Source organism: Brevibacillus sp. MCWH, from assembly GCF_013096935.1.
Taxonomy (GTDB): domain Bacteria; phylum Bacillota; class Bacilli; order Brevibacillales; family Brevibacillaceae; genus Brevibacillus; species Brevibacillus aydinogluensis.
In genome coordinates, this window is record NZ_SDLF01000007.1 from 38667 (window position 1) to 61615 (window position 22949).

The window sequence follows — 22949 nt, forward strand, 5'->3', positions numbered from 1 at the left end:
ACAGCCCCCTTTTTTCCAATCAGAAGCTCCATAATATGCCAGGCCGGCAGCAATGAAAAAAGCCTCTGCGAACAGATATCAGGTGAAGATACCCAGTCGTTTCGCAGAGGCCACATGTACCGTGTTGTCAAGAAAGGAAGGATTCCCAATCGGATTGATCGGGAATGCCTGTCCTTGCGTTTCTAGTTGTATAAATGGCAGGCCGCGAAATGGCCCGGTTCCACCTCTTTCCACACCGGCTCGGCAGCGGCGCATTCCGGCATCGCCTTCGGGCAGCGGGTGCGGAAATGGCAGCCGCTCGGCGGATTCATCGGGCTGGGCACGTCGCCCTGCAGGACGATGCGCTCCCGTTTCCGCTCCACTTCCGGGTCCGGAATCGGGATGGCCGAAAGCAGTGCCTGGGTGTAGGGATGGAGCGGTTTTTCATAGAGCTTCTCACTCTCGGCCAGCTCCACCATTTTGCCAAGGTACATGACGGCGACGCGATCGGAAATGTACTTCACCATCGACAGGTCGTGGGCGATGAACATGTAGGTCAGGCCCATCTTTTCCTGCAGCTGCTGCAGCAGGTTGACCACCTGCGCCTGTACCGACACGTCCAGCGCGGAGATCGGCTCGTCGCAAACAATAAACTTCGGCTCGACCGCCAATGCGCGGGCGATCCCGATCCGCTGGCGCTGACCGCCGGAGAATTCGTGTGGGAAGCGGTTCATGTGTTCCGGGTTCAGGCTGACCAGCGACAACAGCTCTTGAATTCGTTCCTTGCGCTTCTGGCCGGTCGCCAGGCCGTGAATGTCAAGCGCCTCGCCGATGATGTCGCCCACCGTCATCCGCGGGTTGAGCGACGCGTACGGGTCCTGGAAAATCATCTGCATCTTGCGGCGCATTGCTTTCATTTCCTGATGGTTCAGTTTCATCACATCTTGACCTTCAAACAGGACTTCGCCTGCAGTAGGCTCGTACAATCGAAGAATGGTACGGCCCGCCGTGGATTTGCCGCAGCCAGACTCCCCTACCACGCCAAGCGTTTCGCCGCGCTTGATCTCAAAGGTCAGATCGTTTACGGCTTTCAGGGTATTGTCACCGATCTTGAAAAATTTCTTCAGATTGCGTACTTCAATGAGTGTATCGCGTTTCTCCACTGGTTACCCCTCCTCTTACGATCCTGCGCGGTTCTGCGCCAGCGGGTGCTGCAGCCAGCAGGCGGCGCGTTGTGTCGAGCTGATATCTTTCAATTCAGGATCGTACTCCTGGCAGACGCGCATGGCTGATTCGCAGCGGGCAGTAAATCCGCAGCCGACAGGAGGACGAAGCAGGTCCGGCGGAGTGCCGAAAATCGGCGTAAGCGGCTCGTCGCGATTCAGGTCCAGGCGCGGAACGGAGCGCAGCAGCCCTTTGGTGTACGGATGCTGCGGATTGTAGAAGATGTCGTCGACCGTTCCCGTTTCGATCACCTTTCCAGCGTACATGACGATGACGCGGTCGCACATTTCCGCCACGACACCCAGGTCGTGCGTGATCAGGATGATCGACGTGCCTGTCTTTTTCTGCAGTTCTTTCATCAGGTCCAAAATCTGCGCCTGAATCGTCACGTCCAGCGCGGTGGTCGGCTCATCCGCAATCAACAGCTTGGGCGAGCAGGCGAGCGCAATGGCAATCATGGCACGCTGCCGCATCCCGCCGGAAAATTCGTGCGGATACTGGTCGACGCGTTTTTCCGGCTGCGGGATGCCGACCATGTTCAAGAGTTCGATGGCACGCGCACGGGCATCGGCACGCGTCATCTTTTGATGCTTGATCAACCCTTCCATGATCTGGTTGCCCACAGTCAGTGTCGGGTTCAGCGAGGTCATCGGGTCCTGGAAGATCATCCCGATATCCTTGCCGCGAATCGCTTCCATCTCTTTGTTTGACTTATTGACGATGTTCTCGCCGTTGAAGATGATTTCCCCTTTTTTGATTTCACCCGGCGGCATCGGAATCAGCTTCATCAGGGTTTGTGCCGTCACGGACTTGCCGCAGCCGGACTCCCCTACAATCGCGACTGCTTCTCCCTTGTTGACGTAAAAGTTCACGCCGCGTACCGCTTTTACTTCCCCCGCGTACGTGTGGAAGGAGACATGCAGGTCTTTTACTTCAAGAATGCGTTCCATTGTGATGATCCCTCCTATTTGCGCAAGCGTGGGTCTACGGCGTCGCGCAGACCGTCACCGAACAGGTTGAATGCCAGCATTGTTATGGAGATGAAGAGAGCCGGGAACATCAGCCGCCAGGGGTAGTATCTCATGGCCGACAAGCCTTCGGACGACATTGTGCCCCACGATGCGACCGGAGCAGAAACGCCCAATCCAATGAAGGAAAGGAACGACTCCGCAAAGATCGCGTTCGGTACGGTCAGACTCAACGTTACAATGATCGGCCCCAGCGCGTTGGGGATCAGGTGTTTGAAAATCAGACGGCTGTTATCCGCACCAAGGGAGCGAGCTGCCAGGACAAACTCTTGCGCCTTCAATTGGATAATTTGGCCGCGGACAATCCGCGCCATCCCGATCCAACCGGTAATGGTCAGAGCGATGATGATGGTGCCAACCCCCTGCTCCATCACCACCATGAGCAAAATCACCACGAGCAGGTATGGAATTGCGTACAAAATATCGGCAATACGCATCATGATTTCATCCACTTTGCCCCCGTAGAAACCGGCGATACCGCCCCAGATCATCCCGATAATCAAGTCGATGATGGCTGCAGCAAACCCTACTTCCAGCGAGATGCGTGCGCCGTACCAGACGCGGACGAAAACGTCACGGCCCAAGTCATCCGTCCCAAACCAGTGCTCAGCCGACGGCGGCTGGTTCTTGCCTGTAAGTTCAGTCGTCCTGTAGTCATGGGAACTGAAAATCGGGATAAAAATGGCACAGGCGACCAGGATCAGGATAAAGATCAGGGAGGCCATGGCCACCTTGTTCATTTTCAGCCGGCGCCAGACGTCAGCCCAGAAAGAGAGGCTGGGACGCTTGATTTCCTCCGCCTGGCGAAAATCGACGGATATGGGCTCGAAATGCTCTTTCGTCAGTTGCATGAAACATTACTCCCTTCCTGTGTCACTCAGTTTGATCCTCGGGTCAATCAGAGTGTACGCGATGTCTACCAGCAAAACCGCCGTGACGAGGATAATCGAGTAGAACACTGTCGTTCCCATGATGACCGTGTAGTCGCGGTTCGTGATGGACATGACAAACTCGCGTCCCAGTCCGGGCACCCCGAAAATGCGCTCGATGACAAACGCACCCGTCAAAATGTTGGCAACAAGCGGACCCAGGTAAGTAATGACAGGCAGGAGAGCGTTGCGAATCGCGTGCTTGACGGTAATCGTAACCGTGTTGAGGCCTTTGGCTTTTGCCGTCTTGATGTAGTCCTGACTCATCACTTCCAGCATATTGGAGCGGGTGAGGCGTGCGATAAACGCCATCGGCATGGCAGCCAACGCAAGAGAAGGCAGAATCGTATACTCAAATCCTTCCCACTTCGCAATGGGAAACCAGCCCATTTTCATTGCAAAGAAGTATTGTAAAAATGAAGCAAGAATAAAGCTGGGAACAGACAATCCGAGCACAGCGAGAACCATGGCAGTATAGTCCTGCCATTTGTTGTGCTTCAACGCCGCAATGACACCCAGCGTGATGCCTCCAAAGATGGCAATCAGCAGGGCTTGCGCACCCAGATGGGCAGATACGGGGAACCCGCGGTTAATGATTTCATTTACCGTGGAGGACTTTTCGGCAAATGACGGCCCCAAATCCCATTTGAGGATGCCTATCAGATAATCGAGATACTGCTCATGCAGCGGCAGATTCAGCTTGTATTTGGCCTCCAGCGCGGCGCGAATTTCGTCCGGAACGTTTTTTTCGGACGTAAACGGACCACCCGGAACCGCTTTCATGATGAAGAAGGTGGCCGTTATGATCAGGAATAGCGAGAGCAGCATAAAAAAGATACGCTTGCCAAGATAACGGATCAAAAAACTTACCCCCTTATGCATTGAATGATGGTGTTGTTGCTTTCACGACCCATCTTTGCACTGCGTTCCCACGGAAAGCAGTGCAAAAATCGGCTGTGCAAATAACCCTTGTGGCAGATCTCTTGCTCTTATTCTCTCTCTATCGGCGTACTGCCGTCTGTCTCTTGCAACCAGTCCGCAAAAGATAAGGTATATGGGGTTCCATATACCTTATCCCTGCAGAACCGGGGGCCGTTGGCGTGCGCTCAAACGGCGGGGAACTCACGATTACTCAATGTACGCCCATTTCCAGTCGACGCCGCCCAGACCGTCGATGACGACGCCATGGACATCGTCGTCCTTCACCCAGGAGAGGGTGTAGAAATAGATCGGCATGATGGGCATTTCGTCCATCAGGATCGCTTCCGCTTCGGCGAGGGTCTTCATGCGCTGTTCTCCCGATTCCTTCGCGGAGCGGTTCAGCAGCTCCTTGAACTTCGGATGTTCCCAACGGGTGTCGTTGTTGCCGCCATCCTTATCCTTGTACAGTTCCAGGAAGTTGATCGGGTCGTTGAAGTCACCCAGCCAACCCATGCGGCCGACCTGATAATTCCCCTCGTGGAGGTCTTCCAGGTACACCTTCCACTCTTTGTTTTCCAGTTTCACGTCTACGCCGAGATTCTTCTTCCACTGGTCCTGAATCGCCTGAGCGATCTTTTGATGGCCCTCATGCGTGTTGTAGGAGAGTGTGATCGTCGGCAGCTTGGAAATGCCCAGCTCCTTCATGCCCTCTTCCAGCAGTTTCTTGGCCGTTTCCACGTCGTTGTCCTTGAAGTAGCCGTCCTTGTTCAGTGCCATGGATGGCGGCACGGCGCCCATGGCCGGGAGCTGGCCGGTCTGCAGGATGTTGTCAATCAGGGACTGACGGTCGATCGCATAGGCAAATGCTTTCCGGATCTTCACGTTGTTGAACGGCGGTTTCTCAGTATTGAACTTGTACCAGTAGACACCAGCGATCGGCTGAGTCGTCATCTTTCCGGAGTCTTTCAGCGCCGGAATGGCATCCGTCGGCAGGGAGCTCATCGGTGCGCCGGCCCAGTCGAGATCGCCGTTTTCATACATGTTCAGCTCGGTCATCTCGTCCTCTACCATGGAGAACTCGATGCGTTCCAGCTTGACGTTTTCTGCGTCCCAGTATTTGTCGTTTTTCACGAGCACCATTTTGCTCTTGTGCTCCCACGATTCCATCTTGAATGGACCGTTGCCCACGTGGGTGCTCGCTTCGTTCGCCCACTTCGGATTCGATTCGACCAGTTTTTTATTGACCGGATAGTACGTTCTGAACGTGGTCAGTTCGAGGAAAAACGGCGTCGGGTTTTCCAGTGTCACCTGCAGCGTCTTTTCATCCAGCGCTTTTACGCCGACGTCTTCCGCTTTCGCTTGATTCCTGTTGAAGGCTTCGCCATTTTTAATGTAGTAGAGCTGATACGCGTAGTTGGATGCCGTTTTCGGATCGAGGGCACGCTTCCAGGCGTATTCAAAGTCATGGGCTGTTACCGGATCACCGTTGCTCCAGTAGCTTTCTCGCAGGTGGAACGTGTACGTCAGACCGTCGTCAGATACGTCAATTTTTTCCGCTACAGACGGTTCCGGTGTTTTGCCGTCCTTGCCAATCCGGGTCAGGCCGTCAAAGGTCGCCTGAATGATCGCACCGGACGTCGTGTCCTCGGCAATGCCCGGGTCAGCAGTCGGCGGCTCGGAATGCAGGTTCAGCCGCAGAACTTGCGGTTTTTTCTCTTTGTTTTCGGCTGGTTGTTGATCAGCAGGCTTGTTTTGATCGCCCGTAGATGCTTGCTGACCACCGCAACCGGCCAAGGCCGCACCGAGAACAGCTACAGAACTGACAAGTGCAAAAATGCTCTTTTTCAACGCAATAACCCCCAATTCTCTGATCTTTTTTCTCTTTCTTCCTTCTTTTGTCTTTTTTCCGAATATTCAAATACCAAAAAATGGACAAGTGCTCGCGATGACTTTGACTGGCATCAACTCCTTTCACTGGATCGGCACTTCGTCGTCACGAACGAACGAGAAGGAATCCTTGTACTGCTTCAGTTCCAGCGACACGTCGGCCGCGGCGATTCCCTCAATTTGCGAAAGCCGCTCGTTGACGAAGGTGATGAGTTCTTCGTTATTATGGAAACACGCTTGAATGATCAAGTCGTGCTTGCCGCTGAACGCACCCACGAACCGAACCTCGGGAAACTTGCTCAGCTCCTCGGCCACGCTGTTTTGCCATCCCAGCTTGGTGGTCAGACCGATAATGGCCTGAACGTGCAATCCCAGCTTTTCCGGATCGGGGTGAATCACGAACTGAAACACGCCATCTTGCAACAGGCGGGTGATGCGCGAACGGATGGTGCCCTCGCTCAAGCCTAGTTGTTGAGCAATTTCGGTATAGGGCCGTCGTCCGTCTTCCTGGAGGATCTGCAGGATCTGTTTATCAACATGGTCCAGCTTTCTCATAAATACGATTTTTGTAGAACCTCCATCAGATTTTTACGAAATTCGAAAAAATCGTTAACATTTTGCCTGTCACCTTAAAAATATACGCAATTGTTATTGGTGTCAACGAATTTTGACAAGTAGAATTATAAAAAATTATAAACGGATTCTTAACAATAAATAATTTTTTATATTATATGGCAAGCCTCTTTTCTACCATTGAACCGCAATTCAGTTGATTAATCAATAATAATTTATCGGAGATTGCACATTTTTATCCGAATTGCCAGATAACAACGACCGCAGAGCGCTCTCCAGCGGTTCTCCCCTGCGCAACAGGGCGTGCGGCAGCACCGCACTCCCTGTGTTTGCTTCGGGGTGGCTCACACACGTCGCTATTATTCAACAATCTTGTAAATGAGCGGCTGCTCCGGCGGCTGCTCGCTGCTGTACGCAAACGCTTCAGCCACGTCCTTGAGGGCATCTTGCAGCAAGCGCTCGTCGTTGGCGTGCAGGGTGGCCAGCGGTTCGCCGGCGCGCACCCGATCCCCCCGCTTTTTGTGCAGCACGATGCCAACCGCCAGGTCAATCGGCATCTCCTTGGTCAATCGGCCCGCCCCCAGCACGACAGAGGCATGCCCAACCGTCTCTGCGTCGATCCCGGCCAGGTAGCCGTCCTGCTGCGCCGTGACCTGTGCGGTCAATCCCGCTTGGGGAAGGCGGTCCGGTTCGTACACGTCACGTTTGTTGCCGCCCTGTGCCTCCACCATTTGCGCCAGTTTATCCACGGCTTTGCCGCTGGCGATGATCTCCTCCAGACGGCCTCGCCCTTCGTCCACAGACGACGCCAGCCCGCCCAGCACGAGCATGCGAGCGCCGATTGCCAGCGCCAATTCCGTCAAATCCTTGGGACCGTTTCCAGCGAGCGTTGCGATCGCCTCTTTTACTTCCAGCGCGTTGCCTACGGCAAAGCCAAGCGGCTGATTCATGTCGCTGATGACAGCCACCGTCTTGCGCCCCACCTGGCTGCCGATATCCACCATTGCGCGGGCGAGTGTCTCTGCTTCTTCCAGCGTCTTCATAAATGCGCCTTTGCCTACTTTTACATCAAGCAGGATGGCATCGGCCCCCGCCGCGATCTTTTTGGACATGATCGAGCTGGCGATCAGCGGCACTGCTTCCACCGTGGCAGTTACGTCACGCAGGGCGTACAGTTTTTTGTCTGCGGGCGTCAGGTTGCCGGACTGACCGATTACCGCCACACCGATGTCCCGCACCTGTTGGAAGAACTGCTCGCGGGTGCGTTCCACCTGAAACCCGGCGAACGACTCCAGTTTGTCGATCGTGCCGCCCGAGTGTCCCAGACCGCGTCCGGACATTTTGGCCACGGGAATGCCGGCCGCCGCCACCAGCGGCGCCACGACCAGCGTCGTCTTGTCGCCCACGCCGCCAGTGCTGTGTTTGTCCACTTTTACTCCCGGAATGGACGTTAAGTCCAACTGCTCCCCGGATCTTGCCATCGCCATGGTCAAATCGCCGGTTTCGCGCGGCGTCATGCCGCGGAACAGTACGGCCATGGCCCAGGCGGACATTTGGTAGTCGGGAATGCTTCCATTTGTATAGCCGTCGACGAGAAACTGAATCTCCTCCGTGCTCAGTTCCTTGCCGTCCCGTTTCTTCGCGATAATATCCACCATGCGCATGCTGTTTCACCCCACCCTCGTGTGCTGCCGCCAGCCTATAATTTCGCCACGATCCCGTTCACCAGTGACAGGAACTGGGCCTTCACGCGTTCGGTCGTCTCCATCACTTCATCGTGGGAAAGCGGCTGTTCCAAGATGCCGGCCGCCATGTTGCTGATGCAGGAGATGCCGAGCACGTTCATCCCCATGTGACGGGCCGCGATTACCTCCGGCACGGTCGACATGCCGACGGCGTCTCCTCCCAGAATCCGCAGCATGCGGATCTCGGCCGGCGTCTCGTAGCTCGGGCCGAGCAGACCGACGTAGACCCCTTCCTGCAAGGTGATGCCCAGCTCTGCCGCCACTTCTTTTGCCACAGCGCGAAGTGATTTGGAATAGGCTTCCGACATGTCGGGGAAACGGGGACCCAGCGTGTCGTCGTTGGGGCCGATCAGCGGGTTGCGGAACGTCATGTTGATGTGGTCGGCAATCAGCATCAGGTTGCCCGGCTTGTAGCTCTCATTGATCCCGCCGGCAGCGTTGGTGACGATGATCGTCTCCACGCCGAGCTGTTTCATGACGCGGATGGGGAACACCACGGCGTCCAGTTCGTGACCTTCATAATAATGGAAACGCCCCTGCATGGCCACGACCTGCTTGCCCTGCAGCTTGCCGATGACAAGCTGTCCCTTGTGTCCGACCACGGTGGAGACGGTAAAGCCGGGAATCTCGTGGTACGGGATGACGACCGGATTTTCGATCTCGTCTGCCAGTACCCCCAGACCGGAGCCGAGCACCAGGCCGATGGTCGGTTTTTCCGTCAGTTTCGGTTGAATGTAGGCAACTGCTTCTTGTATGCTGCTCATCGTGTTTTCCCCTCTCGATTTCATTTTTTCATCTTACAATCTGGCCAAAAAGCTTTCCCCGATCTCGGGCGCCTTGACGCCAAAGTTTTCGGCAATCGTCGCGCCGACGTCGGCAAACGTGCCGCGCACGCCCAAATCGCTTCCCTGCGCGATGCCCTTGTGGTAGACCAGAAGCGGCACGTATTCGCGGGTGTGGTCCGTGCCGTGGTGTACCGGGTCATTGCCGTGATCGGCGGTGATGATCAACAAGTCACCGCTGTCCAGCGCATTGAGAAGCTCCGGAATGCGGGCGTCAAACTCCATCAGCGCCCGGCCGTAGCCCTCGGGATCGCGGCGGTGGCCATACTTGGCGTCAAAATCGACCAGATTGACAAAGCTCAAGCCGGTAAAATCCTCGTTCATCGTCTTCAGCAACTGGTCAACGCCGTCCATGTTGTCCTGGGTCCGAATGGAGCGGGTAATGCCCTCGTCGGCGTAGATGTCGCTGATTTTGCCGATCGCAATCGACGTCAGCCCCGCATCCACAAGCCGGTTCATGACCGTCGGCGCAAACGGCTTGACGGAGTAATCATGCCGGTTGGGCGTACGCACAAACGCCCCCGGCTTGCCGACGAACGGACGGGCGATGACGCGGGTGACGGCAAATTCGTCCCGCAGTGTCAGCTCGCGGGCGATCTGGCAGATGCGGTACAGCTCTTCCAGCGGCACCACTTCTTCGTGCGCTGCCACCTGGAACACGCTGTCGGCCGAGGTGTAGACGATTACATCGCCGGTCCGCATGTGTTCCTCGCCCAGTTCCTCAATAATCGCGGTGCCGGACGCCACCTTGTTGCCCAGCACCTTGCGTCCGATCCGCTGCTCGAACTCGCGGATCAGCTCGGCCGGGAAGCCGTCGGGATAGGTGCGAAACGGCGTGGACACGTGCAGGCCCATGATCTCCCAGTGTCCGGTCGTCGTGTCCTTGCCGATAGAGATCTCTTTCATTTTCCCCCAGTGCGCCTTGGGAGCTTCAACAGCCGGTACGTTTCGCAACGGGGCAATATTGCCCAGGCCGAGCGCCTGCAGATGAGGCAGGGAAAAGCCGTCGACTCGCTCGGCGATATGGCCCAGCGTATGAGCGCCTTCATCGTTGAAGCGGGCCGCATCCGGCAGCTCCCCGATTCCGACGCTGTCCATCACAATTAAGAAGACTCGAGAAAAACGTGACATAAAAACCGCCTCCTGCAACAATCATCAAAGTGTTCAGTCGTCAGACGTCTGACGAGGAAAAAAAGAGAGACTACGCTCTCGGGTGGGTTTTTGCGTAAATGTCCTTGATGCGCGAACGGGTCACATGCGTGTAAATCTGCGTTGTGGAAATGTCCGCGTGACCCAGCATTTCCTGTACAGACCGGAGATCTGCTCCGTTTTCCAGCAGGTGCGTGGCGAACGAATGGCGCAGCGTGTGCGGCGTGATTTCGGTCCGAATGTTGGCCTTCTGCGCGTAGCGCTTGATGATTTTCCAAAATCCCTGCCGGGTGATCTGCTTGCCCAGATGGTTGAGAAACAGGGCTGTCTCGCCCGGCTGCTTCACCAGCTTCGGCCGTCCCGCCTGCAAATAGTGGCGCACCATTTGGATGGCGACGGAGCCGAGCGGGATGATCCGCTCCTTGGACCCCTTGCCCATGCACTTGACGAATCCCATCTCCAGGTTGACATCGCTTACATCCAGGTTGACCAGTTCGGAGACGCGGATACCGGTCGCGTACAGCAGTTCCAGCATCGCCTTGTCGCGCAGCCCTGCCGGAGAGTCGACCGGCGGGCTGTCGAGCAGCCGTTCCACTTCCTCGACCGAGAGCACCTTGGGCAGGCGCTTTTCAATTTTGGGGGTCTCCAGATGGATGGACGGGTCCTTGTCTATGTACTTGTCGCGGACGAGATATTGATAAAAGGCCCGGATTGACGCCAGATTGCGGGACAGGGTGGCAGTAGCCCGTCCCTTTTCCTGGAGGGTCATCAGATAGCCGATAATCTGGCTCCGCGTGGAGTCCTCGATCCGGGTCACCCCCTGCTCCTGCAGGTATGCCGTATAGGCAACCATATCCCGCTGGTACGATTCGAGCGTGTTGGGCGACAGCCCTTTTTCCACAGCCAGGAAATGGATGAATTGATCAATCAGCGTGTCCATGAAGCTGTTCCCCTTCAGGTAAGTGTCTTGATATGCTTTCCACGCGGGAACGGAAAAGTCCTCTTTTTTCCCGCGAAAAAGGTAACGGTTACTCTCCCGTCAGGTAGAACAACTGCAGCCGGGACAGGTATCCGTCCCAACTTCCGCCTCCCTGGGCGTTGATCAGCTTCACCACTTTGACGGCATTGCCGTGCGGTTCGCGGTAGGGATCGCCTGGCAGGAACCTGTCTGACAAGAGGCTGATGATCCCGTAGGACAACAGCGCACAGGTAACGAACAGGAGGAAAAACCGGAGAATCTCCATCAGCCGCCGAAACGATACTCGCATCGATGCAATCCTCCCCGTTTCCGTGTTACCTCCAGTATATGCGCTGGTCTCCTGCTCCATTCGGTACGCTATACGTGCAGGTCATGCAGCGCGTCTTCCAGCGGGACATACGGCAGATTCAGCGAGGTGGCCACTGCTTCGTACACCACATGGCCGTTCAGCACGTTGACGCCGCGGGCAAGCGCGCGGTTTTGGGTGATGGCGGCGCGGACCCCCTTGTTCGCCAACTGCAGGCCGTAAGGTATTGTAACATTGCTCAGGGCGATTGTCGACGTGCGCGGCACCGCTCCCGGCATGTTGGCCACCGCGTAGTGGACGACGCCGTGCTTGACGTATGTCGGTTCGCTGTGTGTGGTAATACGGTCCACAGTCTCGATCGAGCCCCCCTGATCGATCGCCACGTCGACGATGACCGATCCGGGAGACATCGACTTGACCATCTCCTCCGTCACCAGCTTGGGCGCCCGCGCCCCGGGGATCAGGACCGCCCCGATCAGGAGGTCGGCGTCCTTTACCGCCTGCGCGATGTTGTAGTGGTTGGACATCAGTGTCCGCAATCGTCCCTGGAACAGATCGTCCAGTTCGCGCAGCCGGTTGGCGTTGATGTCGAGAATCGTCACCTGCGCCCCCAGGCCGACCGCCATTTTGGCCGCATTGGTCCCGACGATGCCGCCGCCGACGATGACCACATGAGCCGGTGGGACACCGGGAACGCCTCCCAGGAGCACTCCCTTTCCCCCGTGCGGCTTTTCCAGAAACTGTGCGCCAATCTGCACCGACATGCGGCCGGCCACCTCGCTCATCGGCATCAATAACGGCAGCGAACCGTCGTCAGTCTGGATCGTCTCGTAGGCAATCGCGACCACTTTCTTGGCACGGAGCTGCTCGGTCAGTTCGCGTTCCGGCGCCAGATGCAGATAGGTAAACAGGATCAGGTTTTCGCGAAAGAATTTGTATTCGGCAGGCAGCGGTTCTTTTACCTTGCAGATCATCTCCGCCTGCTGCCATACCTCCTCTGCACTGTCGAGAATTTCCGCGCCGGCTGCCGAAAAATCCTCGTCGGAAAAACCGGAACCGATCCCCGCCTGCGTCTCGACCAACACGCGATGGCCCGCCTGTATGTATGCGCTCACGCCGGCGGGGGTCAGCCCCACGCGGTTTTCGTTGTCTTTGATTTCCTTTGGCACCCCGATAATCATCACACATTCGCCTCCTGTGGCTCGCATTTGCGCTTTCCTTATCATGCCACCGGAGGTCCTGCTCCATAACCCGGGGCAGAAAAAAAGAAAAACTTCTCCCGCACAGAGAAGTTTTTCTATTTAAAGTCCTCCACGTTCACCTTGTCGATGCAGCGATGGCAGATGCCGTAGAAGGTGAGCCGATGGTCGGTAATGTAAAAGTTGTAAACATTCTTGACCTTTTCTTCTGCGGAGACAAGCAGGTCTTCAAAGATTTCATCCACCGTGCCGCAGTTCAGGCAGATCAGATGGTGGTGGTGGTACTCGGCGTTGTCGTCGCGCAGATCGTAGCGAGCCACCCCGTCGCCGAAGTTCATCTTGTGAATGATCTTCAGCTCGCTCAACAGTTCCAGGGTTCGATACACCGTGGCGAGACCAATTTCCGGGGCTTTTTCCTTGACCAAAAGGTAGACGTCTTCCGCACTCAGGTGATCTTCCTCGTTTTCCAGTAAAACGCGAACAGTGGCTTCACGTTGTGGCGTCAGTTTATAGTTCTGGGAATGTAGTTGCTGCTTGATCTTCTCTAACTTTTCTTCCAACATAAATGCCCCTCCCCGCTCGCATGAAACCTGCTCCTATTATAGTAGAGGGGTGTTCCAGAAGTCAAATACATACGTTATTAAATGAGAATTATTCTTAATTAAGCACCATTTGCATCAGCCTGGGGGAGACGAACGTCTCGAACAGCGCCGCCACCATCAGGACGGCCAGCATGACAACGACCAACACGGTGTAGCCGACGAAGTGGGGCAGAATCACGTCCCGTCTGCTCAGGAGCCGCGTTTTGATCAGCCGCATGGAAAACGAGATGCCGCTCACCCCGACGATAAACAGGGCCGGCACCACCAGCAAATTTTGCGGCAATACGCCCGCCAACGCCAGCGTCACACCTTGCCACTGAAGCTGATTCACCAGAAAGCCGACTGTAAACCCGACGACCACTCCTTTGAGAAACAGCAGCAGCAGGATCATCGGCAGACCGATGATGGACAGCCCCAGCATCCACAAGATGCCCACCGTTTTTGCATAGTGGCCGAACGCCTGTTGGAAATGGGCCGTCGGCTCGGGAATGCCCTGGCTTCCGAGCGTGTTGAAAAAGTACTGCAGAAAGCCAAACAGCTCCTGTCGCTGGGAAAGCGGCAAGGAATTGACGATCACCGCTCCAAAAATAATGCCCATCGCAAACAGTACGATCGTAAACCAGTAAAGCGACTGATGCTCTCGCGCATATGCCTGGATTGTTTGTCCAACTCTTGCCCGCACGCCGTTTCCCCTCCCGCAACGCTGATTACTGTACAGCTTATGCGGAAGTCCGGGCGCCTATGCCTTGCCTGTCACGATCCTGCCGTACGTGCCGGCTCCTCCGGCCTTGACGTTCAGCCGCCCTTCCCTGGCCTGGACGATCAGATCCGCGATTCGCTCACCGACCACGCCGGCAAGTTCTTCCCTGCCCACCCGGTGAAGAATGTTCATCTCCGTCCCAAACGCACAGTACAGCTTGTCACGCAGCCTCGGGCCTACTCCGGGAATGAACTCCAGCGGCACCTGTTCCACGTACGGGGGACGAAACGGCGGATGGACGCCGGCCGGGCAATCAGCCAACTGTTCAATCCGGTCAAAGACGCCCCGGACCACCCGTTTGAAGCCGCACTGCGGACAGCGGCCATCGGCGTCTGCCGGAAGTGTCGATTGGCACGATTGGCAGGCAGTCTGATGGTACTTCCCCAACTGCGGATGAAGACCGTAGTTGACAGCGACGCCTCTCCCCGCTTCCCTGCGCAAAGCCCGCATCCACTCCCGAAACGAGCGTTCGGCCATGGCCATCGCCTGATACTCGCGGCCGATTTTCGCCAGCGAATGGGCGTCCGAATTGGTCAGGAATGTCTTGTCATGCAGCTCCGTCAACCGGTCGGCCATGTCCGTATTGGCGCTCAGCCCCAGCTCGACGGCCGGGATGGTAGAGGGCTCCGCCACCTCCGAAAGCGAGTCGGTGCAGCTGCCGTACAGGCCTTTGTGCGGCGTGAAAATATGGGCCGGAACCAGCACGCCGCCTCCTTCGGCCACCCTCTCCTGCAGTTCCCGCAGCGTGGCTCCGATCCGCTGGGAGCTGAGATTGACGTTTTTGCAGCGTCGGGACAGCCAGTCGGTAAAAAGGCGCATCTCCCCCACGTTCGGCAGGTAACAGAGGAAGTGGGCCTCTCCTCGTCCCGGTTCTTTGATCTCCACTTCGCATCCGAGAATCAGCAGGGTCTGCTTGTACTGAACGCCGCCATCCCTGTGCTCTTCGGCCGCTCCCGTTTCCAGCAGGCCAATCAGCTCTTCCTGCACCTCGGGAGCGTGAGCGTCGATGATCCCGATGACGTCCATGCCTTTTCGCTCGGACGCTTCTTCCAGAATCCGCGTCAGGGTCATCTGCCGGGATGCGGTGATTTTGACCGGTTTGCCGCTCTTCGTCCCGCCGATGTGGATGTGCATGTCACAGAAGTAGCGCGGCAGCCGTCTGTCAACCACGTTCATGCAGCACCCGATTCTCCCAGGCAAACAGGGCGGCGACGGTCTTGGCGTCGCAAATCTCTCCCGTGCGGTGCAGTTCCTTCGCCTCTTCCAGCGTCAGCTCCAGCACCTCGACAAACTCGTCTTCATCCGGACGACTTTCCCCTTTTGTCAGTCCCGTCGCCACGTAGACGTGCATAAGTTCGTCGGCAAACCCCGGTGACGTATAAAACGAGCTCAGGAGCTCATAACTGGCGGCCTGATACCCTGTCTCTTCTTCCAGTTCGCGCTTGGCACAGGTGAGCGGCTCTTCCCCCGGCTCCAGTTTGCCTGCCGGAATCTCCACGATGGTCCGCTCCAGCGGTTTGCGAAACTGGCGCACGGCGACCATCTTGCCGTCCGGCGTCAGCGGCAGAACGGCCACCGCTCCCTGGTGATTGACAATTTCCCGCTTTGCCGTTTTGCCGTTGGGCAGCAGCACCTCATCCACCTTTACCTTGATAATCCGTCCGTCGTAAATCGTCTGACTGCTGATGGTCTTTTCGTATAAACGGTCTTGATCGCTCACGCTCATCATCCTTTTTCGAGATCTGGTTCTAAACGCGTCCGGCTGCCTCATATTGTGGAGCAAGACACTTGTCCACCCTTATTGTATCGGAGGCGTATTGGGATGAAAACCTATGTCAGCGAAAAGCATCTGCGCATGGTCGGCAAAGCGTGGGAAATCCGCGCTACACTCCGCTCCTGGTCAAAAAAAGAGCTAACGCTGCAAGAGTATCTGGCCCGGCGCAGCGGTGCGTCCCGCCGCTAGCACATTCGGCCAAAAAGGGAGTGCTCTGCACCGCGAGATCTGCGGCCAGAACAGCCGCCTGAAACGGGGCCGGATCGTTCCGCCAGTGCCGGCCCATCGTGACAAACGACAGGCCAAACATCTGCTCCAACCGCTCCAGCTGTTCATGATCCGGCGCCGGCCTGCTTACGGCCAGATGACTGCCGCTGCGGATCAGCTCAGCCGTTTGACTGCGGACAATGTCGTCGCGTCCGTCGCCAAATTCGGGCACTGCCAACAGCACCGGCCGCAGCGCAAAACGGCCGAGAACGGTCCGCGTGTGATGGCTGATGCCAAAGTGGCGTTTGCGGGGATCGGCAAAGCTGAGACGGGGGATGAAAAACGGGATGCCGCCCAGAAGGGAGACGGCGTGAATCACCTCCGCCAACTGCATGCCCGAGAAGCCCAGCGGCGTCCCTGTTCCGGTCACACCCGGGCCGAGAAAGCACAGGATCACGTCCGCCTGTTCCACATGCCGGGCCGCCAGGAGGCCGTTGTGGATCGTCACGGTTTCCCTGTCGCCGCCCCAGGCGTGTCCCGCGGTGACGGTCGCCGCCAGCACGCCTGCTGACTTTAGGCGCGCCACCTGCCGGCTCAGGGCGATCGGCAGGGAAGCGGCGTCCGGCATTACATACACCTGACGTTTTTCCGGTGCCGCCCATGCGACCGCCGCTGCGGCAGCCGGAAGCAGGCTGTGCAGTTCGCCGATCAGCACGGGCGTTCCCTCCAGTGATAGCGATTCATCACAAAACCGTTCATGGTACGGGCTGTCCTGCTCTTCCACTGTATCGACGGCCAGCTGCGAGGGCGCGTAGCGCATTTTCATCACGTGGCCCCACGCTCCCGGGGACAGATCGTCTTCGACGGTTCTCCTCGTTTTTCCGATGACGATGTGAAACCCGCCCGTTCCCAGCTGCAGCCGTACAGCGGTCGTATTCACCAGAACCTCGTCGCCCGCGGCGAGGTCTTCGTCGAAAAACGAGACGGCCGGTTCGACGAGGCCGCTGTCGTGCAGGCGCACGTCCAGGATTTGCACACCCGTCCGTTTTTCCCGTACCTCTGTCACCATCCCCGCAGCCACGCGAAGCATGTCACTTCCTCCCTTCTTCCACCGTTTCAGGGTCTTCTCATGATCAGTCTATGTTTGGCATGGCTTGCCCAATCATTTGTGTGCTCCCGCGATCGGCTTCCTTTTGCCAAGCGGCTAAGGCCAGGCTTTTTCACTGCCCGCACGCGTACAAAAAGGCCGGGACCCCACTCAGGGTACCCGGCCCGCACACTGCATTGCTTACTCCAGCACTTCAGCGATAATCGCCAGCACCAGCTCTGCTGCCTTGTTCAGTTCCGCAATCGGCATGCGTTCGTTTTTCGTATGGATTTCTTCGTACCCGATGCCAAAGTTCACGCTCGGAATGCCGAACCCGTTGAAAATGTTACCGTCGCTGCCGCCGCCGCTGGCAATCAACTCCGGTTCGCGGCCCACGCGCTTCACGGCAGCGATTGCCTTTTGCACCACCGGCGTCTCTTCGTTGAATTTGTAGCCGTGATACATGAAGATCACGTCGTTTTCGCAGCGCGCCCCCATTTCTGCCGCCGCTTCTTCAAAGGCGGTGGTCATCTTTTTCACCTGCGCCTCCAGCTTGTCCATCACCAGGCTGCGCGCTTCGGACCAGACTTCCACGTAGTCCGTCACGATGTTGTATGCCTTGCCGCCTTCAAACCGGCCGACATTGGCGGTCGTGTCCGCGTCGATGCGGCCCAGCGGCATGCGGGAAATGGCCTTGCTGGCGACGGTGATGGCGCTGATGCCGTCCTCCGGATTGACGCCTGCATGAGCAGCCTTGCCGTAGATTTTTGTCACAATCCGATACTGCCCCGCTCCGGCAACCGTGATCTTGCCCACCGGTCCCTCAGAATCCAGGATAAAGCCCATCTCCGCCTTCAGCAAGCTGGAATCCATCGCACGGGAACCAACGAGGCCCGATTCTTCGCCCACCGTGAATACGATCTGGATCGTCGGATGCGGCAATTGTTTCTCTTTCAACGTGCGCAGCGCTTCAAAAATCGCCGCGATGCCGGCCTTGTCGTCAGCGCCGAGAATGGTCGTCCCGTCTGAGTAGACGTACCCGTCGCGCACCTGCGGCTTGACGCCGTTGCCCGGCACGACCGTGTCCATGTGGCTGCTGAACAGAATGACCGGCCCTGGGGCGGTGCCTTCCAGCGTTGCGATCAGGTTGTTTGCGCCATGGCCAGTTTTGGCAGCCGCGTCGTCTTCCTCCACCGTAAAGCCCAGGTCCGTCAATTTTTCCTTCAGCACCTTGGCAATGGCCGCCTCATGTTTGGTTTCGCTGTCGATTTGGACGAGCTCCAGAAACTCGTTTAGCAAACGTTCCTGGTTGATCACACCCGATTCCTCCCTGAAAGATGTCCTGCCGCGCAGGGATCAATAGCACCATAGCCGGCAGGGTCCAGATTTTTGCGGGAATCCCGGTCCGGCGCACCAGCGATGCGGACGTGTCCTGGCTTTTTACGCACATGCCGCACGCTTTTGCCGCCATGGCCCGGAACATTCACCTTCCTACCTTGCCTACATGTACCAGTATACCGCAAAAAATTTTTTTACACCATGTATTCCCGCAACCCCTGCCAACCTGCTGCCTGACAATCAAACGTCGGAAGGCTTCCATAAACAGCCGGATCACAACGGGATGTTGCCGTGCTTCTTGTCGGGCCGCTGCTCCCGTTTGTTTCTCAGCATTTCCAATGACAGCCTCAGGTACTTGCGCGTTTCACGCGGATCGATCACGTCGTCCACCATGCCGTGCTCTGCCGCGACGTACGGATTGGCGAATTTTTCGCGGTATTCGGCGATCTTCGCCTGCCGCGTGCCAGCCGGGTCGTCGCTTTGCTCGATATCCCGGGCGAAGATGACGTTCGCTGCCCCCTCCGGCCCCATCACGGCAATCTCCGCGTTCGGCCAGGCGTAGACCACGTCTGCCCCTATTGCCTTGGAGTTGAGCGCAACGTACGCCCCGCCGTACGCCTTGCGCGTGATTACGCTGATTTTCGGCACGGTTGCCTCTGAATAGGCGTACAAGATTTTTGCCCCGTGACGGATGATTCCGCCGTGCTCCTGATTGATGCCCGGGAAAAAGCCGGTGACGTCCACAAACGTGATCAGCGGCACGTTAAAGGCGTCACACGTGCGGATAAACCGGGCCAGTTTGTCCGAAGAATCGATGTCCAGCCCGCCGGCCATCACTTTGGGTTGATTGGCGATCAGCCCCACGCTTTGACCGTTGATGCGGCCGAAACCGACCACGATGTTGCGGGCAAAATTGGGCTGCACTTCCATAAAGTCGCCGTGGTCCACCACTTTCTCCAGCACTTTTTTCACGTCGTACACTTTCGTTCCGGCCACGGGCACCAGCTCGATCAGCTCTTCCAGCCAATCGCCCGGGTCTCCGTCGTACGGTACGCACGGCGGTTCCTCCCGGTAGTTTTGCGGAAGGAAGGTGAGCAGACGGCGCACCTGCTGGAGCACGTCCTCTTCCGTCTCCGCCGTGAAATGAGCGTTGCCGCTGATGGCGGAATGAACCGATGCACCGCCCAGGTCTTCGCTGGAGATTTTTTCGCCGGTGACTGTCTCAATTACCTTGGGACCGGTGATAAACATCTGCGACGTCTTCTCCACCATAAAGACGTAATCGGTGATGGCCGGCGAATACACCGCCCCGCCCGCGCACGGACCGAGAATGACGGAGATTTGCGGGACAACCCCGGAGTAAATGGAATTGCGGTAAAAAATATGGCCGTACCCGTCCAGAGAGACGACCCCTTCCTGAATCCGCGCGCCGCCGGAGTCGTTCAGACCAATGATCGGAGCGCCGTTTTTCGCCGCCAAATCCATGATGTTCGCGATCTTTCTGGCGTGCATTTCCCCTAGAGCTCCGCCGAAAACGGTGAAGTCCTGGGCAAACACGTACACCAGGCGGCCGTTAATCTTGCCATAACCGGTGACCACGCCTTCGCCTGGGGCCTCCAGCTTGTCCATGCCGAAGTGGGTGGCCCGGTGCTTGACGAACGGCTGCAGTTCCACGAAACTGTCCGGATCGAGCAGGAGGTCCAGCCGTTCCCTGGCCGTCAGTTTGCCCCGGTTGTGCTGGGCGGCGATTTTTTCGTCGCCGCCGCCCATCTCTACCTTCCGCTTCCGTTCATACATGTCGTTGATTTTTTCGTACATCGCTTCACTCATGCGCCGTTTCCTCCTTGCTCGCAGATGCTTTCGGAGCCTGACACAATTCGTACAGGACGCCATGCGCCCCCTTGGGGTGCAGGAAAGCAATCTGCGCACCGTGGGCACCCGGTTTTGCCGTTTCATGGATGAGCGGAACGCCGTTTTCGCGCAAACGGAGCAAGCGCTCATTCACATCGTCCACGTCGAGGGCAATGTGATGAATGCCTTCACCCCGCTTTTCGATGAAACGGGCGATCGGGCTGTCCGGACCGAGCGGCTCCAGGAGCTCGATGCGGCTCTCGCCGATTCCCAAAAACGCCACCCGTACCTGTTCCGAAGCCACTTCTTCCGTCCCCAAAAGCGGCAGCCCCAACTGTTCGGTGTAGAACGGAAGGGCATCGTCCAGGCTTTTGACGGCGATGCCGATGTGGGCAATCTTGTTGGGAGCAGGCAGCAGGCTCATCCGCTTGCGCTTCACATGAGAGCGGATGAAATCGGCGGTCACCCGCGTCGGCGTCCCAGGAGTAAAGACCTCGGCAATCCCCTGCGATTTCAGATAGGGAATGTCCTCCTGCGGAATCACTCCGCCGCCGATGACGAGAATGTCGTCCGCCCCCTGCTCCCTAAGCAGGCGGACTACTTCCGGAAACAGTTCATTGTGGGCACCCGACAGACACGACAGGCCGATGACGTCCACGTCCTCCTGTATGGCGGCATTGACAATCTGTGCGGGCGTTTGCCTTAGCCCGGTATAGACTACTTCCATGCCCTCGTCCCGCAGCGCTTGCGCGACCACCAGAGCGCCGCGGTCATGGCCGTCCAGTCCCGGTTTGGCTACCAGTACGCGAATGGTTCGTTCCATGTTGATCCCCCTTGTTCACTTCTGAATCCTCGACAGCGGCTGTCCCTATACGGCGCGGTACTCGCCGAACACCTCGCGCAGCACGCCGCAGATTTCGCCGATGGTGGCGTAGCTGCGGACACACTCCAGGATCAGCGGCACGAGGTTTTCCGTCCCCTCCGCGCCCGCTTTCAACTGATTGAGCGTTTGCTCAACAGCGAGGTTGTCGCGACGCGCCCGAAGCGCATCCAGGCGCTCCTTTTGTTTGCGGCCCAAAGCCGGATCGACGCGAAGCAGTTCTGGCTGCGGCTCGTGTTCCAGTTGGAAGCAGTTCATGCCGACCACTTTTTCTTCGCCCGATTCGATCTTCCGCTGCGTTTCGTAGGCCTGTTTTTGAATTTCCCGCTGCATGTAGCCCGCTTCCACGGCAGCCACCGCTCCGCCCATCTGCTCGATTTTCTCCAAGTATTCCAGCGCTCTGGACTCAATCTGGTCCGTCAGATACTCGACGTAATACGAACCGGCCAGAGGATCGACAGTGTCGGTCACACCGCTTTCAAAAGCGATGATCTGCTGCGTTCTGAGCGCAATTCGCGCTGACTCCTCCGTCGGCAGGGCGAGCGCCTCGTCGCGCGAGTTGGTGTGCAGGCTTTGCGTGCCGCCCAACACTGCGGCCAAGGCCTGGATGGTTACGCGAACGATGTTGTTGTCCGGCTGCTGCGCAGTCAGCGTCGAACCGCCCGTCTGGGTGTGGACGCGGAACTGCCACGACTTCGGATTCTTGGCCCCGTAACGCTCCCGCATCAGACGCGCCCACATCCGGCGTGCTGCCCGGAATTTTGCGATCTCCTCAAAGAAGTGGTTGTGCCCGTTGAAGAAAAACGACAACTGCGGCGCAAATTGATCGATGTCCAGTCCGGCCTGCAGCGCCGCTTCCACATAGGCGATGCCGTCCGCAAGCGTAAAAGCGACTTCCTGCACGGCGGTGGACCCGGCCTCCCGAATGTGGTAGCCGCTGATGGAAATGGTATTCCACTTGGGCACGTGTTTGGCGCAGTAGCCAAAGATGTCCGTAATCAGCCGCATCGACGGTTTTGGCGGAAAGATGTACGTGCCGCGCGCGATGTACTCCTTGAGAATGTCGTTTTGAATCGTGCCCGACAATTTTTCCGACGGTACCCCCTGCTTTTCGGCCACGGCAATGTACATTGCCAGCAGCACGGATGCGGGTGCGTTGATCGTCATTGACGTGCTCACCTTGTCGAGCGGAATTCCCGCCAGCAGGGTCTCCATGTCCTCGAGCGAATCGATCGCCACCCCCACCTTGCCCACCTCGCCGGCGGCCATGGGATGGTCGGAGTCGTACCCGATCTGCGTCGGCAGATCAAACGCTACACTGAGCCCGGTTTGTCCCTGTTCCAGCAGGTAGCGAAAGCGTTTGTTGGTCTCCTCCGCCGAACCGAATCCGGCGTATTGGCGCATCGTCCACAAGCGGCCGCGGTACATGTTGGGCTGAACGCCGCGAGTGTAGGGATATTGGCCTGGGAAACCAATCTTTTCCATGTAAGCGTCATCAATCTGATCCGGCACATACAGCGGATCTATTTCAATGTCCGACGAGGTGGCAAAGCGCTGTTTGCGCTCCGGCGTCTTTGCCAGACGCTCGGCCAGCTCTTGTTGCCACTTCCGGTACAGTTCGGTACAATCTTTTGTAGTCACCGGTCAACCCCCGTTTCAATGTGTAATCGGCAGGAGGAATCAAAGGC

Annotated in this window: 21 protein-coding genes; all 21 read right to left on the minus strand. The window is 57.4% G+C overall.

Annotated features, from left to right (window positions below):
* Nucleotides 1–182 precede the first annotated feature (182 nt).
* Entirely contained in the window at nucleotides 183–1142 is a 960-nt protein-coding gene (locus ETC00_RS08460) for an ABC transporter ATP-binding protein (protein WP_171565560.1), read from the minus strand.
* Between the two features lie 15 nt (nucleotides 1143–1157).
* Complete coding sequence (locus tag ETC00_RS08465; RefSeq protein WP_171565561.1) at nucleotides 1158–2153, minus strand: ABC transporter ATP-binding protein; 996 nt, start codon at nucleotides 2151–2153, stop codon at nucleotides 1158–1160.
* 14 nt (nucleotides 2154–2167) lie between these two features.
* Nucleotides 2168–3082 (minus strand): ABC transporter permease, encoded by a 915-nt coding sequence (locus tag ETC00_RS08470; RefSeq protein ID WP_171565562.1) that lies wholly within the window; start codon nucleotides 3080–3082, stop codon nucleotides 2168–2170.
* Nucleotides 3083–3088: 6 nt separating this feature from the next.
* Nucleotides 3089–4021: an ABC transporter permease gene (locus tag ETC00_RS08475; RefSeq protein ID WP_171565563.1), complete on the minus strand. Its 933-nt coding sequence runs from the start codon at nucleotides 4019–4021 to the stop codon at nucleotides 3089–3091.
* Nucleotides 4022–4288: 267 nt separating this feature from the next.
* Nucleotides 4289–5929: a peptide ABC transporter substrate-binding protein gene (locus ETC00_RS08480; protein ID WP_171565564.1), complete on the minus strand. Its 1641-nt coding sequence runs from the start codon at nucleotides 5927–5929 to the stop codon at nucleotides 4289–4291.
* Between the two features lie 123 nt (nucleotides 5930–6052).
* A complete protein-coding gene (locus ETC00_RS08485; RefSeq protein ID WP_171565565.1) occupies nucleotides 6053–6523 on the minus strand; it encodes an Lrp/AsnC family transcriptional regulator in 471 nt (156 codons plus the stop codon).
* 377 nt (nucleotides 6524–6900) lie between these two features.
* Complete coding sequence (locus ETC00_RS08490; protein ID WP_171565566.1) at nucleotides 6901–8205, minus strand: pyrimidine-nucleoside phosphorylase; 1305 nt, start codon at nucleotides 8203–8205, stop codon at nucleotides 6901–6903.
* Between the two features lie 35 nt (nucleotides 8206–8240).
* Nucleotides 8241–9050 carry a purine-nucleoside phosphorylase gene (locus tag ETC00_RS08495; protein WP_171565567.1) on the minus strand — a complete coding sequence of 270 codons (810 nt, stop codon included), beginning with the start codon at nucleotides 9048–9050 and terminating at the stop codon, nucleotides 8241–8243.
* A 33-nt stretch (nucleotides 9051–9083) separates the two neighbouring features.
* On the minus strand, nucleotides 9084–10259 hold the full coding sequence (deoB, locus tag ETC00_RS08500; RefSeq protein WP_171565568.1) for a phosphopentomutase: 1176 nt from the start codon (nucleotides 10257–10259) through the stop codon (nucleotides 9084–9086).
* Between the two features lie 70 nt (nucleotides 10260–10329).
* Entirely contained in the window at nucleotides 10330–11217 is an 888-nt protein-coding gene (xerD, locus tag ETC00_RS08505; protein ID WP_171565569.1) for a site-specific tyrosine recombinase XerD, read from the minus strand.
* 88 nt (nucleotides 11218–11305) lie between these two features.
* Nucleotides 11306–11545 carry a YqzK family protein gene (locus ETC00_RS08510; protein WP_171565570.1) on the minus strand — a complete coding sequence of 80 codons (240 nt, stop codon included), beginning with the start codon at nucleotides 11543–11545 and terminating at the stop codon, nucleotides 11306–11308.
* A gap of 68 nt (nucleotides 11546–11613) precedes the next feature.
* Nucleotides 11614–12744 (minus strand): alanine dehydrogenase, encoded by a 1131-nt coding sequence (gene ald, locus ETC00_RS08515; RefSeq protein ID WP_171565700.1) that lies wholly within the window; start codon nucleotides 12742–12744, stop codon nucleotides 11614–11616.
* A gap of 116 nt (nucleotides 12745–12860) precedes the next feature.
* Nucleotides 12861–13325, minus strand: coding sequence for a ferric iron uptake transcriptional regulator (gene fur, locus ETC00_RS08520; RefSeq protein WP_035289716.1), 465 nt, complete (start codon nucleotides 13323–13325; stop codon nucleotides 12861–12863).
* A 94-nt stretch (nucleotides 13326–13419) separates the two neighbouring features.
* A complete protein-coding gene (gene spoIIM, locus ETC00_RS08525; RefSeq protein ID WP_171565571.1) occupies nucleotides 13420–14046 on the minus strand; it encodes a stage II sporulation protein M in 627 nt (208 codons plus the stop codon).
* 57 nt (nucleotides 14047–14103) lie between these two features.
* Complete coding sequence (locus ETC00_RS08530) at nucleotides 14104–15300, minus strand: endonuclease Q family protein (protein ID WP_171565572.1); 1197 nt, start codon at nucleotides 15298–15300, stop codon at nucleotides 14104–14106.
* Nucleotides 15287–15844: an NUDIX domain-containing protein gene (locus ETC00_RS08535; RefSeq protein WP_171565573.1), complete on the minus strand. Its 558-nt coding sequence runs from the start codon at nucleotides 15842–15844 to the stop codon at nucleotides 15287–15289. The genes ETC00_RS08530 and ETC00_RS08535 overlap by 14 nt, the downstream gene beginning before the upstream one ends.
* Before the next feature lie 163 nt (nucleotides 15845–16007).
* Entirely contained in the window at nucleotides 16008–17195 is a 1188-nt protein-coding gene (locus tag ETC00_RS08540) for a DUF3866 family protein (RefSeq protein WP_171565574.1), read from the minus strand.
* A 198-nt stretch (nucleotides 17196–17393) separates the two neighbouring features.
* Nucleotides 17394–18509: a M20/M25/M40 family metallo-hydrolase gene (locus ETC00_RS08545; protein WP_171565575.1), complete on the minus strand. Its 1116-nt coding sequence runs from the start codon at nucleotides 18507–18509 to the stop codon at nucleotides 17394–17396.
* Between the two features lie 294 nt (nucleotides 18510–18803).
* A complete protein-coding gene (locus ETC00_RS08550) occupies nucleotides 18804–20360 on the minus strand; it encodes an acyl-CoA carboxylase subunit beta (RefSeq protein WP_171565576.1) in 1557 nt (518 codons plus the stop codon).
* Nucleotides 20353–21204 (minus strand): methylmalonyl-CoA epimerase, encoded by an 852-nt coding sequence (mce, locus tag ETC00_RS08555; protein ID WP_171565577.1) that lies wholly within the window; start codon nucleotides 21202–21204, stop codon nucleotides 20353–20355. The genes ETC00_RS08550 and mce overlap by 8 nt, the downstream gene beginning before the upstream one ends.
* Before the next feature lie 45 nt (nucleotides 21205–21249).
* Nucleotides 21250–22902 carry an acyl-CoA mutase large subunit family protein gene (locus tag ETC00_RS08560; RefSeq protein WP_171565578.1) on the minus strand — a complete coding sequence of 551 codons (1653 nt, stop codon included), beginning with the start codon at nucleotides 22900–22902 and terminating at the stop codon, nucleotides 21250–21252.
* Nucleotides 22903–22949 lie beyond the last annotated feature (47 nt).

What these genes read in the sequence shown, in the direction of transcription:
- ETC00_RS08470 (WP_171565562.1), bottom strand. Translation starts at nt 3,082, where the DNA reads ATGCAACTGACGAAAGAGCATTTCGAGCCCATATCCGTCGATTTTCGC.
- ETC00_RS08540 (WP_171565574.1), bottom strand. Translation starts at nt 17,195, where the DNA reads ATGCTTCGCGTGGCTGCGGGGATGGTGACAGAGGTACGGGAAAAACGG.
- ETC00_RS08465 (WP_171565561.1), bottom strand. Translation starts at nt 2,153, where the DNA reads ATGGAACGCATTCTTGAAGTAAAAGACCTGCATGTCTCCTTCCACACG.
- ETC00_RS08495 (WP_171565567.1), bottom strand. Translation starts at nt 9,050, where the DNA reads ATGAGCAGCATACAAGAAGCAGTTGCCTACATTCAACCGAAACTGACG.
- ETC00_RS08485 (WP_171565565.1), bottom strand. Translation starts at nt 6,523, where the DNA reads ATGAGAAAGCTGGACCATGTTGATAAACAGATCCTGCAGATCCTCCAG.
- mce (WP_171565577.1), bottom strand. Translation starts at nt 21,204, where the DNA reads ATGGAACGAACCATTCGCGTACTGGTAGCCAAACCGGGACTGGACGGC.
- deoB (WP_171565568.1), bottom strand. Translation starts at nt 10,259, where the DNA reads ATGTCACGTTTTTCTCGAGTCTTCTTAATTGTGATGGACAGCGTCGGA.
- ETC00_RS08490 (WP_171565566.1), bottom strand. Translation starts at nt 8,205, where the DNA reads ATGCGCATGGTGGATATTATCGCGAAGAAACGGGACGGCAAGGAACTG.
- xerD (WP_171565569.1), bottom strand. Translation starts at nt 11,217, where the DNA reads ATGGACACGCTGATTGATCAATTCATCCATTTCCTGGCTGTGGAAAAA.
- ETC00_RS08530 (WP_171565572.1), bottom strand. Translation starts at nt 15,300, where the DNA reads ATGAACGTGGTTGACAGACGGCTGCCGCGCTACTTCTGTGACATGCAC.
- ald (WP_171565700.1), bottom strand. Translation starts at nt 12,744, where the DNA reads ATGATTATCGGGGTGCCAAAGGAAATCAAAGACAACGAAAACCGCGTG.
- ETC00_RS08510 (WP_171565570.1), bottom strand. Translation starts at nt 11,545, where the DNA reads ATGCGAGTATCGTTTCGGCGGCTGATGGAGATTCTCCGGTTTTTCCTC.
- ETC00_RS08550 (WP_171565576.1), bottom strand. Translation starts at nt 20,360, where the DNA reads ATGAGTGAAGCGATGTACGAAAAAATCAACGACATGTATGAACGGAAG.
- fur (WP_035289716.1), bottom strand. Translation starts at nt 13,325, where the DNA reads ATGTTGGAAGAAAAGTTAGAGAAGATCAAGCAGCAACTACATTCCCAG.